Genomic DNA, 15754 nt, shown 5'->3' on the forward strand with positions numbered 1-15754 from the left:
CCCACGGGTGCGTTCCGGACCGTCCCGGAAGGGACGCGGAGCGCACGGCCTGCGGGTCAGTATTCCTGAACGACGTCAAATCCGGCCGCGTCAACCGCATTGGCCAGTGTATCCGGGTTGGCGAACGTGTCGTCGCATGTCACGACGGCCTCTCCCTTTTCAAGGGACACTTCCACGTCGCAGACCCCTTCGATGTTTTCGAGGGACCGGCGCACCTTGGCCGCGCAACCGTCGCAGGTCATGTCTGATATCTTCAGGGTGAATTTTTCCATCTGGAAGTCTTTCCTTACGTCGTCGTGGGCGCTGTCGTGGTGTGCCATCGGTTCAGCAGCAGCGAACTGGTGACCACCGATACGGAACTCATGGCCATGGCGGCCCCGGCGATCGCGGGGTCCAGCATGCCGAAAGCCGCAAGCGGGATGCCTATTATATTGTAGATGAAGGCAAAGAACAGGTTTTGCCGCACCTTGCGCAATGTTGCGCGTGACAGGGAGATCGCATCGAGGATTCCCCACAGGTTGTCGCGCATCAGGATCACGCCCGCGGACTGCACCGCGATGTCCGATCCATGCCCCATGGCAAAGCCGATATCGGCCATGGCCAGTGCCGGGGCGTCATTGATCCCGTCACCAACCATGCCCACCACATGGCCCTGCGCACGCAGCTTTTCAATCTCCGCCGCCTTGTCCTGCGGCAGGACGCCGGCAATGAAGCGGTCCATGCCCAGCGTGCCGGCGATTGCCGCCGCCGCCTGCCGGTTGTCCCCCGTCAGCATCAACGTCGCGATCCCGTCGCGGCGCAGCGCCGCGATACAGGCGGCGGCTTCGGGCCGGACGCGATCGCTCAGCGCGATATGGCCCACCACGCCCTGCGGCCCGGCCACGCCAATGACCGTCCGGCCCTGCTGCTCCAGTTGCGTGACGATGTCCGGCAGGCCCGCATCCGCGCCATCATGGACGAAATGCGGCGCGCCAAGGCGCAGGCGTTCGCCCTGTGCCGTCACGCCCTCCACCCCGCGGCCGGGCAGGGCGGTGACATCGTGGACCGCAAGGGGGGTAATCGCGTGCTGGCGCACATAGACGGCGATGGCGCGGGCAAGGGGATGTTCCGACTCCTGCTCCAGCGCGCAGGCCATGGCCAGCAGGTGCTGCGCGTCATGGCCGGGCAGGGGGACGACTTCGCGCACTTCGGGCTGTCCCATCGTCAGCGTGCCGGTCTTGTCCATCACCAGCAGCCGGATGGTATGGGCGTGTTCCAGCATGTCGGCATCACGGAACAGCAGGCCCGCGCGCGCGCCGCGCCCGGTGGCGACCATGATGGCCGTCGGCACCGCAAGGCCGAGCGAGCAGGGGCAGGCCACCACCAGCACGGCGATCGTGCCCGTCAGCGCCGCCGTCGCATGGCCATGCACCGCCCACCCGGCAAGGAAGGTCAGCAGCGCGATCCCCAGAACGCCGGGCACGAAAACGGCGGAGATGCGGTCCACCAACTGCTGCACCGGGTCGTGGGAGGCCTGCGCGCGCTGGACCATGCGCACGATCTGCGACAGGGTGCTGTCGGCGCCGACATGTTCGGTGCGGATGCGCAGCACGCCATTCTGGTTGAGCGTTGCGCCAATCACATGGTCATCGACCGTGCGCGCCACAGGCACGCTCTCGCCCGTCATGGCGGACTGGTTCACGTCGGACTGCCCGGCGATGACGACGCCATCGACGGGGATGCTCTCCCCCGGTCGTACGACGACGACATCGCCCACCCGCAGGGCGGCGACGGGGACGTCGCTGACCTGTCCGTCGCGTTCGACATGGGCGACCTGTGGCTGCAGGCGCAGCAGGCCCGCGATGCCTTCCCGCGTGTGTTCGCGCGCCCGCGCTTCGAGCAGGCGGCCCAGCAGCACGAGCGTGATGACCACCGCGCCGGATTCGAAATAGACATGACCGGGAAGGGAGAACAGCCATATGACCGTGCTCGACAGCCACGCGACCGTGGTGCCCATCACCACCAGCACATCCATGTTCGCGCCGCCGCCCCGGATGGCCTTCCACGCCTTCTGGTAGAACGGCCAGCCGCAGCCGAACTGCACCAGTGTCGCCAGCAGGCACTGCAGCCACAGCGGCAGCATGAAATCCATCCGGCCCGACACCATGTCCACCATGCCCAGCAGCAGCGGCAGGGTCAGGATGGCGGACAGGCCGAACATCGCACGCTGCCGCCGCATGGCCGTGGCATGGGCGTGCTCCTCCTCCTCGGAGGCAGTCGTGGGATCACGCGCGGGTTCGGCGTCAAACCCGCCCTTGCGCACCTGCGCGATCATGGCAGGCAGGTCCGCAAGGCCGGGGACATAGGTGACGTCCGCCTGTTCCGCCGCGAAATTGACGTGGGCCGTGACACCCGGCAGGCGGTTGAGCAGCTTTTCGATGCGGCTGGCGCAGGCGGCGCAATTCATGCCGGAAAGCTGGAGCGACAGGTTTTCGGTGGGGATGTCGAATCCTGCCCTGCGCACGGCCTCGAACACGGGGGTGAGGGTCGATGGGGCAGGTTTCTGGGCAAAGCCGACCGTGGCCTGGCCGGTTGCGAAATTCACGCTTGGCGTGGTGCCGGGGATGCGCCGGATGACCTTTTCGATGCGGCTGGCGCAGGCGGCGCAGCTCATGCCCGTGATGGGGAAGGTTACAGCCGTCTGCGCTGCCGTGGCCATGGCATCATTCCTGAACTCTCACGCCCGGCCGCGCAAGAGCGGCCGGTGCGTGACCCGCATGTTGGCGCAGGGGGCAGGCAATGCAACCCCACCTGCGCCCGTATGCGGGTCATGCCACGGAACCGGGCGTGCGAAGGTGTCAGTCCACCGTGCTCATGCGGGTTTCATCGACGAACTTTTCGGTATCGTCGTCCAGCTTGCGCGACTTGCGCCCGGCGGGGCCGTGGACATACAGCGTCTTGCGGTCAACCTTCTGGTTGGTGCCATCGGGCTTCAGCGGCATTTCATAGACCGGCTTGCGCGCATGGTCGGCCATCTGCAGGTCCGGGTTGAAGACCGAGTTGAACTTCCAGATCATGGTCAGGAAGTTGGTCTGACCCCGCAGCGCAAGGCGCAGCGCGATGCCCAGCGTGTCCTTGATCGCGGCCCAGCCGAGATGCTTGTTGTTGAGCACCTGCTGCGTCTTCACCAGTTCCTCATAGAACTCGCGCAGGGGCAGGGTGGTCGGCATGACCGCGTGCTGGATGTCGAACAGGCGATAGTCGCGTGTCGTCAGCTTGCGCGATTCGCTTTCCCAGATCTCGGTGCCGGGATACGGCGTCGTGACCGACAGGTTGACGATGTCGGGGATTTCCAGGCACCACTGGCGGATGACCTCGAAGCGTTCGCGGTCCCATGACGGGTCGGCGATCAGGTTGATCGCGACGATCAGGTCGAGCGAGCGGGCGTAATCCAGCGCCTCGAAATTGCGGTCCATCGACACGCGCTTGCGGAAGCGCTTCAGCCCCTCGGCATCAACGGCCTCAAGGCCGATGAAGATGTAGCTGAGGCCGATTTCCTTCCATTCGCGGAAGACGTCCTTGTTGCGCAGCAGCACGTCGGCGCGCGTCTCGAGGTAGTATTCCTTCTTGATGCCCCGGCGGCGGACCTCGGCGGCGATGGCCATGCCATGCTCTGCATGCACGAAGGCCACGTCATCGACGATGAAGATGCCGGGCTCCTTGATCTCCTGCAGTTCCTGCCCGATCACTTCCGCGCTGGCGGTGCGGTAGGAGCGGCCATAGAACGTCCATGCGCTGCAGAACGTGCAGTCCCACGGGCAGCCGCGCGCGAATTCGATGGACGCGGCCGGGTCGAGCGTGCCGATGAAATACTTGCGGCGATGGCGCAGCAGGTCGCGCGCGGGACGCACCCCGTCAAGGTTTTCGACAAAGATCGGCGGCGGCCCGTCGCCATCCATCGTCACGACGCCCGGCACGGTCAGCAGGTCTTCACCCTTTTCCCACGCATCGAGCAGGAGGCCGACGGTCGCGTCGCCTTCGCCCTTCAGGACGCAGTTGATCGCCCCGTCCGACAGCGCAAGCACGTCGCGCGCGATGAAGGAGATGGAGTGGCCGCCAATGAACAGGAACACATTGGGCAGGCGCTTGCGCGTTTCCTTGCACAGGTCGATGATTTCGGGGACGTTCGCAAGGTAGTTGCCCGAAAAGCAGATCGCGTGCGGACGGAATTTGTCGATGCGTTCCCAGTAATCGTTATGGTTTTCCACCTGCAGGTCGATGATGTCGACCTCGTGCCCCTTGTCACGCGCAGCGCCCGCGACAAGTTCCAGGCCCAGCGGTTCCAGTCGCAAAAATACCTTGGTGTACATCAGCGAACTTGGATGAACGGCCAGTAATCTCATTATTTCACCTCGGGCATGGGTGGGGGCAGGGCATGTGCGGACGTCCACATACGCAATCCAGAGGAAAATTTACAGACTTCCCACGGCGGTATTTGACGTTTTTATAAATCCCATCCAGTTATAAAAAAACCGGATAAGCTACGAAGGGTGACAATATAAGGCCACAATGTCACCCAATTCACGGTTATATCACCTATGCACTGATGATATATCGGTGTGCAACCGGCGTATGAAATGGCGGTCGGGCGCGCCGGGGCGCGAACCTATGCGAAAAACGGGGGGCTGGGCTGGCATCGCCCGCGCGCGGGCCTATCGCGGCGTGTGCTTTCATGTCACACTCCGGCGTCAACCTCCGGGGGCGAGATGAAGCGCGAGATGCTGCGAAAAATGACGGGACCATTGATGCTGCTGGCATGCGGCGGCGCGATGGCGCTGGGTGGGTGTTCCGCCGAAATCGGGCGCATGCCGTATGAAAGCGATGTCCGCTGCCTGCGCAAGGAGCTGGGCACGCAGATGCACCTGAGCTTCCCACTCGCGGCCAATACATGCCAGCGCATGACCGATCATAACTTTGCGATCGGTTCCAAGAATCCGCAGCCCATCCCGCTGAACCTGCATGGCGCGCCCGACCTGCAGAAGCAGGCGGATGAATACGGGTACAGCTACACCCGCTGACCCGGCGCTGCTGGCGCGGGCAGGGGAGGCGGCCTCAGTTTTCGAGTTCGCTGTCCCAGTAGAGGTAGTCGCGCCAGCTTTCGTGCAGGTAATTGGGCGGGAAGGACCGCCCGTTATCCTGCAACTGCCAACTGCTGGGCTGCTGTGGCGTGCGGGAGGGATACATCCGCAGTTCATGCGGCATGTAGGATCCCTTCAGCAGGTTGCACGGGCTGCATGCGGTCACGACATTTTCCCATGTGGTGCGCCCCCCCTTGGAACGCGGGATGACATGGTCGAACGTCAGTTCGTGTGTCGGCAGGCGCGTATCGCAGTACTGGCAGGAAAAATTGTCGCGCAGGAAGACATTGAACCGGGTAAAGGCCGGGCGCCGCGCGGTCTGGATGTAATCCTTCAGCGCGATGACGCTGGGCAGGCGGACTTCGTGTGACGGGGAGTGGACGATTTCGTCATATTCACTCAGGACCGAAACCCGGTCGAGCCAGACCGCCTTGATCGCATCCTGCCATGACCACAGGGAGAGCGGGAAGTAGGACAGGGGCCGGAAATCTGCGTTCAGGACGAGGGCCGGGAAATGTTGACTGTCAGAAAGCACGGGCGCATCCTTGATGTGATGCCGCCACACAAGTCTTCAGGCGTCCTTTACTTTGTACCGAACGCCGATCATGTGCGCCGTCATGAAGTAACTGCCCCGAATCTATTGCAGACCTCATCCCCCGTGGCAAGGGATGGACGGGGCGAATATCCGCGCCATTCCTGCCGGCATCTCCGGGCCATATGGGGGTGTTCCTTGCTACCTGACTGTTATCGTATGGAAAATGCCTGACATAACCCGCTTCGCCCCCAGCCCCACGGGGGGGCTGCATCTGGGACATGTTGCCTCGGCGCTTGCGGGGTGGCGTGCCGCAAACGAGTCGGGTGGGCATTTCCTCCTGCGGATCGAGGACATCGATCCCGGCCGCTGCCGTGACGCGTTCGCCCATGACCTGATGGCCGACCTGCGCTGGCTGGGGCTCGACTGGCCCGAACCGGTGCGCTGGCAGTCACGGCACCTTGCGGATTACGCGGCGGTTCTGGCGCGGCTTGGCGCGCGGGGACTGGTCTATCCATGTTTCTGCACGCGCCGCGATATTGCGGATGAAATCGCCGCCTCCGCCCATGCCCCGCACCATGCCCCTGACGGCAGCGTGGTCTATCCGGGGACATGCCGCCACCTGTCCCCGACGCGGCGGGCGGCATTGCTGGCGGCGGGGACGCCCCATGCCCTGCGCCTGGACATGGGGCGGGCGCTGTCGGTGCCCGGCGCGCGCGACCTGACATGGCATGAGCGCGGCGAAGGGCGGCAGCGCTGCCATCCCGAACTGTTTGGCGACGTGGTGCTGGCGCGCAAGGATGTGATGGCGTCCTATCACCTGTGCGTGACGCATGATGATGCGCTGCAGGGGATCACGCTGGTGACGCGCGGGGAGGACCTGCGCCCGGCAACGTCCCTGCATCGCCTTTTGCAGCACCTGATGGGCTGGGCGGAGCCCGAATATGCCCATCATCCGCTGTTGTGCGATGCGTCGGGGCGCAGGCTGGCCAAGCGCGACCGGGCCATGACCATCGCCGCGATGCGTGCCGCCGGGATGACCCCGCAGGCCGTGCGTGCCGCAGCGGGCGACCCCGGCCCCGTCATGGCATGAGCGGATGTCCCCGCGGCGTGCAAACATGGGAGTGGTGCATTTGTGCTGTTTTCACGGCGACGGCTTCGCACTAGGGTTCCCAACCGGACGTTCCAGCAAGGAACGGTAACTTCATGTCATATGGATCTCGGTCTCATGGATCTTATCGCCGCCCGTCTCGACAGGATCAGCCCCAGCCAGACGATCGCCATTTCCACCAAGGCGCGTGAACTGAAAGCCGCAGGCAAGGACATCATCAGCCTGTCGGCGGGCGAGCCCGATTTCGACACGCCCGCCAACATCAAGCAGGCGGCCATCCGCGCCATCGAGGCCGGGCAGACGAAATATACCGATGTCGCCGGCACGCCCGCCCTGCGCAAGGCCGTGGCCGAACGGTTCCGCCTTGATTCCGGGCTGGATTACACGTCGGACGAAATCATTGTCTCCAACGGGGGCAAGCAGGTCATCTACAACGCGATGGTCGCGACCATAAACCCGGGGGACGAGGCCATCATCCCGGCCCCGTGCTGGGTGTCGTATCCCGATATCGTCGCTCTGGCCGAAGGGACGCCCGTCGTCGTGCCCTGCATGGCCGAACACGGGTTCAAGATGCGTCCCGCCGACCTGGAGGCCGCGATCACGCCGCGCACCAAATGGCTGCTGCTCAATTCCCCGAACAACCCGACCGGCGCCGCCTATGACGCGCAGGAACTGCGCGCGCTGTGCGACGTGCTGCTGCGCCATCCCGATATCTGGATCCTGACCGACGATATCTATGACAAGCTGGTGTATGACGGGTTCAGGCCCGCCACCATCGTGCAGGTCGAACCGCGCCTGCGCTCACGTACCGTCACCATGAACGGCGTGTCGAAGGCCTATGCCATGACCGGCTGGCGGATCGGGTTCGCCGGCGCGCCGGTCGAACTGATCCGTGCGATGAACAAGCTGCAGGGACAGTCCACCTCCGGTCCGTCCTCCATCAGTCAGGCGGCGGCACTCGAGGCGCTGAGCGGCCCGCAGGATTTCATCGCGGAAATGGTCGCGACCTACCAGGGGCGGCGTGACCTTGTGGTCAGCATGCTCAACCAGGCGTCGGGCCTGCAGTGTGCTACGCCCGAAGGCGCGTTCTATGTCTTTCCCTCGCTGCGCGGCTGCCTTGGCAGGACCAGCGCGGGGGGCGCGCGAATCGACAGTGACAGGGATTTCGTGACCGCCCTGCTCGATGAGGAGGGCGTCGCCGCCGTCCATGGCAGCGCCTTCATGTTCGCCGGGCATTTCCGCATTTCCTATGCCACCGATACCGAAAGCCTGAAGGAAGCCTGCCTGCGCATCCAGCGCTTCTGCGGCGGCCTGCGCTGAGACGGGACAGAAACGTCATGACAAGCAGTAACGGGGCCCCGGACGGGTTTCTCGCCGGGTGCATGGACCGCCTTGAAACCCCGGCCACCATCGCCATGGCCCAGCGCGCGCGCGCGCTGAAGGCCAAAGGGGAGGAAGTCCTCTCCCTCGCTCTGGGCGAGCCGGATTTCCCCACGCCCGCAGGCGTGATCGAGGCCGCGCACCGCGCCGCCCTCGACGGGCAGACGAAATATCCCCCCGTGGAGGGGACGCCCGCGCTGAAGGCCGCGATCATCCGCAAGTTCGCGCGTGAAAACGGCCTGACCTACGAACCGGCGGAGGTCATGGTCTCCAACGGGGGCAAGCAGGTCATCTTCAACGCCTTCATGGCTACGCTCAATCCGGGGGACGAGGTCATCGTCCCGCGCCCCTACTGGGTCAGTTACCCGTTGATCATCAGCCTGTTCGGCGGTATCCCGGTGTTCGTGGACTGCCCGGAGGAAAGCGGGTTCCGCCTGGATGCGGCGGCGCTGGAGGCGGCGATCACGCCACGAACCAAGTGGCTGGTGCTCAATTTCCCCAACAACCCGACAGGTGCGACCACCACCCGCGCCGACCTCGAGGCGATTGCCGAGGTGCTGCGTCGCCATCCGCGCGTGCATGTCCTGTCGGACGAGATTTATGAACACCTCGTCTATGACGGGCAGGCGCATGTCTCCATCGCGCAGGTGGCGCCGGACCTGAAATCGCGTGTCCTGACGCTCAACGGCGTGTCGAAGGCCTATGCCATGACCGGATGGCGCGTGGGCTATGTGGGTGGTCCCGCCCCCCTGATCCGCGCCATGAGCGGCATCCAGAGCAGTTCCACATCGGGCATCTGTTCCATCAGCCAGGCCGCGTCGGTCGCGGCACTCGACGGTCCGTCCGGCGTGGTGGAGGTGATGCGCGAAACCTATGACCGCCGTCGCCAGATGGTGGTCGCGGCACTGCGCCAGATCCCGCAACTGACCTGCGCGATGCCGCTTGGCGCGTTCTATGTCTATCCGGGGATTGCCGCGTGCATCGGCCGCACCAGTGCGGGGGGGCGCCTTCTGCGGACGGATGAGGATTTCGCCATCGCCCTGCTGGAGGAACAGCACGTCGCCGTCGTCCATGGCAGTGCGTTTGGCAAGGGACCGTACCTGCGCCTGTCCTATGCCACGTCGGATGAAATCCTGATCGAGTCCTGCGCGCGTATTGCGACGTTTGTCGCCGGCCTAACCTGACGCCTGCCCGTCGGTCGCGGGCGGGGAGAGCGCGAATATTCCTTCTGTCAGCAGCGAAGGCAGGAGGAATGCCGCCGCCGGCAGGCCACACAGGCCCATGGCCACCGCCGTGGCCCCCATGGCCGTGACATAGGCCAGGCGCCCGCCAACACGTTCGGCCATGACAAAGGCAAAGGCCCCGCCCACGCCGGTCATGGCCCCGATCATGGTGCGCCACGGGTGCTGGCCCGCATTATGTCCCATGCTGTCGATGATCTGGCTCAGTGCGGAGGACTGGTCCACCGAAGTGCCGCTCATCCCGAACATGAGGGAAAATGGCAGGATCAGTACGCTCAGCACGTCACGCAGCAGGCCAACGAACCCGCTGACCAGAGGGATCAGCAGGAGGATGGCGACGCACGAACTTGTACTTAGCGCCACGACCAGAAGACCGATCCGCCGCTGCTGTCCTGCTGATATCGGATGGTCACGAATCCGTAATGTCTCCATGCCCGGTATCGTGCGACACGCATGTCGTGTGGTGGTGGCCCCCTCGCAGGGCCTGTGGCAAGACCGGGGAAATAACGCCCCGGATCATGACGGGTTTATTTCTTGCGGATCCACCACTTCACGGGTTCGTCCTCGTCCTCCTGCGCCTCCACGTCTTCGACGGGGGCAGGCGCGCGGCGTGACGGCGTGGCCAGGCGGGCCCTGCGTGCGGCGGCATTTTCTTCCTTCAGCCGCTCGATCTGGGCCTGCGCGGCGTAAAGCTCCGTCTTGAGGCCGAGGATTTCCTCGTTTTTCTGCGCAATCGTATTCTTGGCTTCACCCAGCATGATTTCCGCGTGCCCGAGGCGCGTTTCAAGCCCGCGCAGGTTGCCCTGCATGTCCTGGCGCTGGCGCTCGGCGGTTTCACGCAGCTTCTGCTCGATCTGGAGCCTGTTGCGCAGCTGCTCTACTTCGCCATTACTGTCGGACTGTATGTGAAGCGTGCGTGTGGCTGTCGGACGTGTCGAGATGTTCTGGTGTTCGACCCGTACTTCGCCATCCTGTACGAATTTACGGCGACGCGCGCTGACTTCGGGCAGGCGCTGCTGGCGTTTGAACTGGGAAGGGCGCCGGGGCGCCGGAGTGGTGGCCGGGGCCGAAGGCGGCCTGGCCTTCTCCGGTCCTTTGCCAAGGCGGTCAAGCGCTTCACGCGCTTCACTGACTTCGTCGCGGTGGGAGGAAGTGTCCTGGTCTTCTTCACCGGGGAAGGACAGGAATTCATTATATGATGACACGGTCAGACTCTTTGATAGATACAAAGCCGAGGATCTGGAGGAAAAATATCAACCACCGGAATAGGAAATTATTCCTAATGGAGATATTCCAAGATTTCGCACCTGAAAATGACTTCATGGCTATGTAGCCTTTATTCTGGCAGGAATGCAAGCATCCATCACGATATTGCCGCGTATTCATGTGTTGTATGCAATGTGGTCTGTTTTTTATGAAAAATATGATGCGGTCTTTCGATTTTATAATATTGTTGATGGTAATTTCTGTATTCGCGCGTATACGCATGTCCAGCCGTGATTGTATCGATCTGGTTACGTCATGTACCCATCACATGTTCTTGCGATGTGGCTTTTTATGGCCTGCTGTATTGAACCATGTTGCAACAGGGCGATAGCATCGTATGCGTTCGTGCAGTATGCAGGTTGATATCGGGATGTGCGCGTCGATGCGCATGCGCCACCGGTGGATTATCGGCCGGCGCCGCGCGGGCGGCACCGCGAAGGGGACGGGAAAGTGACATCGGAAAACACGACCATCACGGCAGGGGGGCTGGCGCGCCCGTCCTCGGTCATGAAAAAGGGCAGGGTGCCGTGCGTCCTTGTGGTGATGGGGGTTTCGGGATGCGGAAAATCCACCTTCGCCCGCATGCTGTCGGAACGGCTGGAATGTCCGCTTGTGGAAGGCGACGACCTGCATCCCGCAGCCAACATCGCCAAGATGGCGTCAGGCACGCCGCTGACGGATGCCGACCGCCAGCCGTGGCTGGAACAGATTGGCAGGCAGGTCGCGCAATGGGTCGATGCCCGGCAGAAAGGGGTTGTGACCTGTTCGTCACTGAAACATGCGTACCGCACGGCCATTTCCGCACGGCATGAACTGGTGTGCTTCGTCTACCTGAAGGGCAGTCGTGAGGGCATTGGCGCGCGCTTGCGTGAACGCACGGGGCATTTCATGCCGGCCAGCATGCTCGACAGCCAGTTCGCGACGCTTGAGGAGCCGCGCGATGATGAGGTCGTGCTGGAACTTGACGCCAGCGCAACGTGCGAGGAGTTGCTTGACGCCGCATGCGCCGCGTTGCGGGCGCTTGAAAAAGAGGCTGGCGCGGGGGAAGGCACGGTGGTGGTTGACTGCGTTCCCGCCGGGCGTGCGCCCGATTGATCAGGCGGAAAATCTGCCGGGCAGCCACGCGATGTCATCGCGCCCGTCGGCGTTGAAATGCCGTCCCAGCACGAAGAAATAATCCGAAAGCCGGTTCAGGCAGGACAGGATGGCCGGGGGAAGGGGGCTTGCGCGATGCAGGCTGATCATCCGGCGTTCCGCGCGGCGTATGACCGTGCGCGCCAGATGGGCGTGTGCCGCGGCCGGGGTCCCGCCGGGCAGGACGAAACTGCGCAGCGCGGGTTGTTGCGCGCGCAGGCGCTCGATCTCGGTTTCCAGGATGTCCATTGCCGCCGCTCCGGCGGGAAAGGCATCCGCGCTCCTGTCGGGCTGGCAGGTGATGCCACCGATATCAAACAGCAGTGACTGGATGCGGAGCAGGAATTGCGCGTCGTGTGTATCGGGCGGGCAGGCCGCGCGCAGCACGCCGATGACGGCATTGGCCTCATCAAGCGTGCCGAGCGCTTCGATACGTGGGTCGTCTTTTTCAACACGCGCGCCATTGCCCAGGGAGGTCTGTCCCCTGTCGCCACCCCGGGTCACGACCCGGTCGATCCGAATGGCCATAAAATCTCTTTCCGGGATTATGCGTCAGGTCGGGCCTGAAAGGTGGCGGGGAACAGTCCCGCCTGTCCCCGGCGCGCGGGGACAGGCGATGCGAACGCCGTTCAGTGCGTGGTGGTCGGCTTCTTCGCGCCGAGCTTGAGCGCCTCGTTCAGGTGCGCCTGCGTCGCGTCCGCCGTGGCGGAGGAGTAGGCCTTCAGGTCCGGGTCGCTGGCGGATTCGGCTTCGTTCTGGAACATCGACAGCGCGTCGCTGTGGGCCTGCGCCTCGATGTCGAGGTAGTCGCGATCGAACTTGTGGCCCTTTTCGGTCTTCAGCCGGTCGATGATCTGCTGTTCGTCGGTGCTCATGTCCTTGTTCAGTTCAAGCCCGTGCTGCAGCGCCAGCGCGGAAAGCTTGTTCTGGTTGTCGGTATGCTGCTTGACGAGGTCGGCGGCCATGTCCTTCACCTTCTGGCGCTTCGCCTGCGTGGTGGCCAGCTGGGAAATCTCGATTTCAAACGTGTTCACCTCGGTGGCGTTCTCGGCGAAGGTCGTGTCTGAATCGGTGAAGGGCGGCGGGGCCGGGGGTGCTGCGGTCTTCGGGGCACGGGCGAAGGAAGAGACAGGCAGCGCCGCGACCGAAGCGCAGAGAAACCAGGCAGCGTATTTTTTCATGTATCATTTTCCTAACGAGAAATATGCGAACGACCCGCTGAACGTGTGAAAAAGTCTAGCAGTTTTGCCCCTGCCGACAAACCCGCATTCAGGGTTTTATCCGCTTTTTACCGATCCGCGGGCATGAGCGCGCTGCGGGTGCGGGCCGCACATGGCGCGGTCGCGGGCCGGCACGCATGCGCCTCCATGCGTGCCGGGCATGGAACATGGCGTCATGACCCGTATGGGCCATGTGGCGTTTATAGGCTACATGCTCGGGGGACACACGGGACATTTTGGCCCGCAACGTCGTATACCCTGTCATGGATGGCCCGATGCCGACTGTTATTCGCCTTTTACTGTCCCTGGCCGCGTTCGCCGCGCTGTTTGGCGTGGTTGCCGGTGCGTTTGTCGCCCACCTGCCGGACCCGTTCTTTGCGCAGGGGGGGCGGGACATGGCGCGGCAGGCCATACAGATGCAGATGTGGCACGCGCTGGCGCTGCTGGGCATCGGGGTGCTGATGATGCAGGCCGGATGCCAGCGCCTTGTCTCGCTCGCGGGGTGCGCGATGGCGCTGGGGATGTGCCTGTTCTGCGGTGCGGTCTATTTCACGGCCATCACCGGCGTCCATCTCGGGCCGGTGGCGCCGACGGGGGGCAGTATCCTGATGCTGTCATGGCTGATGCTGGCGGTGGGAATCCTGCGTTCATGACATCGCAGCATACGGGCATGGCCCATGACGGGACCCCGCCATCCGACGTGGCGGACATGCAGGTGGGGGCGGCGTACCTTGCGCCCTTGGGGTTCGAGGAGGTGCTGGAACACGAACTCGGCCGGCAGGGCGTGGATGTGCGCTGGCACGGGCGGCTTGCCCTGACGGCGCAGGCGCCGGTGCGCAGCGCATGGGCGCTGGAGACATGGACCGCCCCGCAGGTGCGCGATGTCCCCTCCATCAAGGGTGCGGCGCGGGACCTGCGCGCCATACAGCGCAACTGGGCCGGGTATGCACCGGACCTGCATCGCCGTTCCGCCCTGATCGCCCAGAACCTGCCACCGCTGAGCGCGCGGCCGCTGGTGTTTCCCTCCCTGCCGCCGCAGGGCCACCTTGGCGCGTGGACGCTGCTGTCGGCGCAGCGGATGCTGCTGTCGGCCTCCAAGACGTCACCGTTCGTCAATGGGGAGGTCCATTTCGTCGAAGACCGCGAAGGCCCGCCCTCGCGCGCCTACCTCAAGCTGTGGGAGGCGTTCACGCGCCTTGGCCAGTGGCCGCGGGCGGGGGAGACCTGCCTTGACCTCGGGGCGTCGCCGGGGGGATGGACGTGGGTGGCGGCGCAATGCGGCGCGGACGTGATCGCGATCGACCGTGCCGACCTTGACCCGCGCGTCGCGGCCCTGCCCGGCGTGACGACCCGCCGTGAAAGCGCCTTTGGCCTTGATCCCGCGACCATGCCGCAGGTGGACTGGCTGCTGTCGGACATCATCGCCTATCCCGCGCGCCTGCTGACGCTGGCGCGGCGCTGGATCGACAGCGGGCGCGTGGCGCGCATGGTGCTGACCATCAAGTTCCAGGGCGGGACGGACCATGATACGGCGGACCAGTTCGCGGCCCTGCCCGGTGGCGTGGTGCGCCACCTGTGGCACAACAAGCATGAACTGACATTCTTCTGGATGCGCGAGGGCACGCCCCACGTCGCCTGAGGGCGTGTGGTTCAGGGCTGGCCCGCCCGCCGCCGGCGCAGGCGGTCGAGCACATATTCCCCCAGCTGCACGATCCCGATGGCAAGCAGGCAGCACACCAGCGCCACGCCCATGATGATGGTGCGTTCGCGATCGGTTTCATCCGCAGCCCCCGTCAGGCGATAGACCGCAAGCCATGTGTCGGACCCTGCGACATGGTCCACAAGTCCCGCGACCGTCGCGCTGTAGCGCAGGCTGGCCATCAGCAGCATCGTGACGGCCACGACGCTGCCGGTCTTCACCAGCGTGCGTGTCAGGGAAACGGTGGCTGTTGCATCGGTGTTCTTCATGTGGATAGGCTACCTTTCCTCAGGGGGCGAGCAGGGCATGCCCGGTTCGTGCCGGGAAAATGGCGTAAGAGGGGTGAACGGAATGTATGGACGCTCTGGACATATGTCGCGCCTGTGGCGCGTGGGGCTGGTGGCGGGCGCATGTGCAGGCGCCCCGTCGGGCGGGGGACAGGCCGCGCCCCCGGATGCGCCACCGCGGATCGGCAACCTGACACCGGCGGTCCCGGCGGAACCCTATGGCCCGACGGAAGGCGCGCGCGAACGGATCGCCGCCGCATTTGACACCGCGCGGGCCACCGGGCGCAAGGTGCTGCTGGATTTTGGCGGCAACTGGTGCCCTGACTGCCGGATCCTTGCGGGGTTGATGGACGATCCCGCTGTGGCGCCGTGGATCGCACGGCATTTCGTGGTGGTGATGGTCAATGTCGAGCGCATGAACGCCAACCTTGATTTCCTTGAACAGCACGGGCTGAAGATTACGGCGGTGCCGACCGTGCTGGTTGTTACGGCGCAGGGGAAAGTGCTCAATGCCGATGGGCTGACGGCGTTGGGCAACGCGCGCGCGATGTCATCGCAGGCGGTGATCGACCTGCTGGCGCAATGGGAGGCCCGCACCTGAGGGTAGTGGATGAATAAAAGTTTTTGGTGAAGCTTTTTTCAGGGTCTGTTGGGAATTACCGTGAATTGATGATAGCGGCGGTGAGATAAATCATTGCTGCGAATGATCTGTCTGTCTTGTCGCTTCGCATGGCGATGCGCTTGAACTCCTTGAGTTTGCAGAAGAA

The 15754-nt window shown here is 64.1% G+C and carries 17 protein-coding genes and 1 pseudogene; 8 read left to right on the forward strand and 10 right to left on the reverse strand.

All coding sequences use genetic code 11. The features are described from left to right. Positions 1-56: 56 nt before the first annotated feature. From KMAL_RS11255 to hpnR, 3 genes are all read right to left on the reverse strand, one after another. Complete coding sequence (locus KMAL_RS11255; RefSeq protein WP_110095798.1) at positions 57-272, reverse strand: heavy-metal-associated domain-containing protein; 216 nt, start codon at positions 270-272, stop codon at positions 57-59. A gap of 14 nt (positions 273-286) precedes the next feature. Beyond that, positions 287-2698 (reverse strand): heavy metal translocating P-type ATPase, encoded by a 2412-nt coding sequence (locus tag KMAL_RS11260; RefSeq protein WP_110095799.1) that lies wholly within the window; start codon positions 2696-2698, stop codon positions 287-289. A gap of 139 nt (positions 2699-2837) precedes the next feature. Further along, a complete protein-coding gene (gene hpnR, locus KMAL_RS11265; RefSeq protein ID WP_110095800.1) occupies positions 2838-4382 on the reverse strand; it encodes a hopanoid C-3 methylase HpnR in 1545 nt (514 codons plus the stop codon). Positions 4383-4757: 375 nt separating this feature from the next. Here hpnR and KMAL_RS11270 point away from each other — a divergent pair, with 375 nt between their 5' ends. Next, positions 4758-5057, forward strand: a complete 300-nt coding sequence (locus KMAL_RS11270) for a hypothetical protein (RefSeq protein WP_239020096.1) — start codon at positions 4758-4760, stop codon at positions 5055-5057. Between the two features lie 34 nt (positions 5058-5091). Here the strand turns inward: KMAL_RS11270 and KMAL_RS11275 are convergent, their stop codons facing one another. Further along, complete coding sequence (locus KMAL_RS11275; protein WP_110095814.1) at positions 5092-5652, reverse strand: HNH endonuclease; 561 nt, start codon at positions 5650-5652, stop codon at positions 5092-5094. A 223-nt stretch (positions 5653-5875) separates the two neighbouring features. Here KMAL_RS11275 and gluQRS point away from each other — a divergent pair, with 223 nt between their 5' ends. The 3 genes from gluQRS to KMAL_RS11290 all read left to right on the forward strand — a co-directional run bounded on the left by gluQRS (position 5876) and on the right by KMAL_RS11290 (position 9324). Beyond that, positions 5876-6742, forward strand: a complete 867-nt coding sequence (gluQRS, locus tag KMAL_RS11280) for a tRNA glutamyl-Q(34) synthetase GluQRS (protein WP_110095802.1) — start codon at positions 5876-5878, stop codon at positions 6740-6742. Positions 6743-6877: 135 nt separating this feature from the next. After that, positions 6878-8080 (forward strand): pyridoxal phosphate-dependent aminotransferase, encoded by a 1203-nt coding sequence (locus KMAL_RS11285; protein WP_110095803.1) that lies wholly within the window; start codon positions 6878-6880, stop codon positions 8078-8080. A 17-nt stretch (positions 8081-8097) separates the two neighbouring features. Then, positions 8098-9324 carry a pyridoxal phosphate-dependent aminotransferase gene (locus tag KMAL_RS11290; protein WP_110095804.1) on the forward strand — a complete coding sequence of 409 codons (1227 nt, stop codon included), beginning with the start codon at positions 8098-8100 and terminating at the stop codon, positions 9322-9324. Here the strand turns inward: KMAL_RS11290 and KMAL_RS11295 are convergent. Both KMAL_RS11295 and KMAL_RS11300 read right to left on the reverse strand, forming a co-directional pair. Further along, on the reverse strand, positions 9316-9813 hold the full coding sequence (locus KMAL_RS11295) for a hypothetical protein (protein WP_167400062.1): 498 nt from the start codon (positions 9811-9813) through the stop codon (positions 9316-9318). The genes KMAL_RS11290 and KMAL_RS11295 overlap by 9 nt on opposite strands. Before the next feature lie 95 nt (positions 9814-9908). After that, positions 9909-10586, reverse strand: coding sequence for a hypothetical protein (locus KMAL_RS11300; RefSeq protein WP_110095805.1), 678 nt, complete (start codon positions 10584-10586; stop codon positions 9909-9911). A gap of 568 nt (positions 10587-11154) precedes the next feature. On the opposite strand from KMAL_RS11300, the gene KMAL_RS11305 reads away from it, so the two are divergent. Next, on the forward strand, positions 11155-11742 hold the full coding sequence (locus KMAL_RS11305; RefSeq protein WP_110095816.1) for a gluconokinase: 588 nt from the start codon (positions 11155-11157) through the stop codon (positions 11740-11742). On the opposite strand, the gene KMAL_RS11310 is transcribed toward KMAL_RS11305, so the two are convergent. Together KMAL_RS11310 and KMAL_RS11315 are read right to left on the reverse strand one after the other, a co-directional pair. After that, positions 11743-12309 (reverse strand): cob(I)yrinic acid a,c-diamide adenosyltransferase, encoded by a 567-nt coding sequence (locus KMAL_RS11310; RefSeq protein ID WP_110095806.1) that lies wholly within the window; start codon positions 12307-12309, stop codon positions 11743-11745. It abuts the gene before it with no gap. Positions 12310-12410: 101 nt separating this feature from the next. Continuing rightward, complete coding sequence (locus KMAL_RS11315) at positions 12411-12962, reverse strand: DUF4142 domain-containing protein (RefSeq protein WP_110095807.1); 552 nt, start codon at positions 12960-12962, stop codon at positions 12411-12413. 314 nt (positions 12963-13276) lie between these two features. On the opposite strand from KMAL_RS11315, the gene KMAL_RS11320 reads away from it, so the two are divergent. Further along, on the forward strand, positions 13277-13654 hold the full coding sequence (locus tag KMAL_RS11320; protein WP_110095808.1) for a DUF423 domain-containing protein: 378 nt from the start codon (positions 13277-13279) through the stop codon (positions 13652-13654). 17 nt (positions 13655-13671) lie between these two features. After that, complete coding sequence (locus KMAL_RS11325; RefSeq protein WP_110095817.1) at positions 13672-14640, forward strand: SAM-dependent methyltransferase; 969 nt, start codon at positions 13672-13674, stop codon at positions 14638-14640. 11 nt (positions 14641-14651) lie between these two features. On the opposite strand, the gene KMAL_RS11330 is transcribed toward KMAL_RS11325, so the two are convergent. Further along, positions 14652-14969, reverse strand: coding sequence for a hypothetical protein (locus KMAL_RS11330; RefSeq protein ID WP_110095809.1), 318 nt, complete (start codon positions 14967-14969; stop codon positions 14652-14654). Positions 14970-15072: 103 nt separating this feature from the next. Here KMAL_RS11330 and KMAL_RS11335 point away from each other — a divergent pair, with 103 nt between their 5' ends. Then, complete coding sequence (locus KMAL_RS11335; protein ID WP_167400063.1) at positions 15073-15588, forward strand: thioredoxin family protein; 516 nt, start codon at positions 15073-15075, stop codon at positions 15586-15588. Positions 15589-15643: 55 nt separating this feature from the next. On the opposite strand, the pseudogene KMAL_RS17640 reads toward KMAL_RS11335, so the two are convergent. Beyond that, positions 15644-15754, reverse strand: a pseudogene (locus KMAL_RS17640) (IS5/IS1182 family transposase); the annotation flags it as partial.

The organism is Novacetimonas maltaceti, from assembly GCF_002906255.1.
GTDB lineage: Bacteria > Pseudomonadota > Alphaproteobacteria > Acetobacterales > Acetobacteraceae > Novacetimonas > Novacetimonas maltaceti.

What these genes read in the sequence shown, in the direction of transcription:
- KMAL_RS11260 (WP_110095799.1), bottom strand. Translation starts at nt 2,698, where the DNA reads ATGGCCACGGCAGCGCAGACGGCTGTAACCTTCCCCATCACGGGCATG.
- KMAL_RS11270 (WP_239020096.1), top strand. Translation starts at nt 4,758, where the DNA reads ATGCTGCGAAAAATGACGGGACCATTGATGCTGCTGGCATGCGGCGGC.
- KMAL_RS11315 (WP_110095807.1), bottom strand. Translation starts at nt 12,962, where the DNA reads ATGAAAAAATACGCTGCCTGGTTTCTCTGCGCTTCGGTCGCGGCGCTG.
- KMAL_RS11295 (WP_167400062.1), bottom strand. Translation starts at nt 9,813, where the DNA reads ATGGAGACATTACGGATTCGTGACCATCCGATATCAGCAGGACAGCAG.
- KMAL_RS11325 (WP_110095817.1), top strand. Translation starts at nt 13,672, where the DNA reads ATGGCCCATGACGGGACCCCGCCATCCGACGTGGCGGACATGCAGGTG.
- KMAL_RS11290 (WP_110095804.1), top strand. Translation starts at nt 8,098, where the DNA reads ATGACAAGCAGTAACGGGGCCCCGGACGGGTTTCTCGCCGGGTGCATG.
- gluQRS (WP_110095802.1), top strand. Translation starts at nt 5,876, where the DNA reads ATGCCTGACATAACCCGCTTCGCCCCCAGCCCCACGGGGGGGCTGCAT.
- KMAL_RS11320 (WP_110095808.1), top strand. Translation starts at nt 13,277, where the DNA reads ATGCCGACTGTTATTCGCCTTTTACTGTCCCTGGCCGCGTTCGCCGCG.
- KMAL_RS11255 (WP_110095798.1), bottom strand. Translation starts at nt 272, where the DNA reads ATGGAAAAATTCACCCTGAAGATATCAGACATGACCTGCGACGGTTGC.
- KMAL_RS11305 (WP_110095816.1), top strand. Translation starts at nt 11,155, where the DNA reads ATGAAAAAGGGCAGGGTGCCGTGCGTCCTTGTGGTGATGGGGGTTTCG.
- KMAL_RS11310 (WP_110095806.1), bottom strand. Translation starts at nt 12,309, where the DNA reads ATGGCCATTCGGATCGACCGGGTCGTGACCCGGGGTGGCGACAGGGGA.
- KMAL_RS11335 (WP_167400063.1), top strand. Translation starts at nt 15,073, where the DNA reads ATGTCGCGCCTGTGGCGCGTGGGGCTGGTGGCGGGCGCATGTGCAGGC.
- KMAL_RS11330 (WP_110095809.1), bottom strand. Translation starts at nt 14,969, where the DNA reads ATGAAGAACACCGATGCAACAGCCACCGTTTCCCTGACACGCACGCTG.
- hpnR (WP_110095800.1), bottom strand. Translation starts at nt 4,382, where the DNA reads ATGAGATTACTGGCCGTTCATCCAAGTTCGCTGATGTACACCAAGGTA.
- KMAL_RS11285 (WP_110095803.1), top strand. Translation starts at nt 6,878, where the DNA reads ATGGATCTTATCGCCGCCCGTCTCGACAGGATCAGCCCCAGCCAGACG.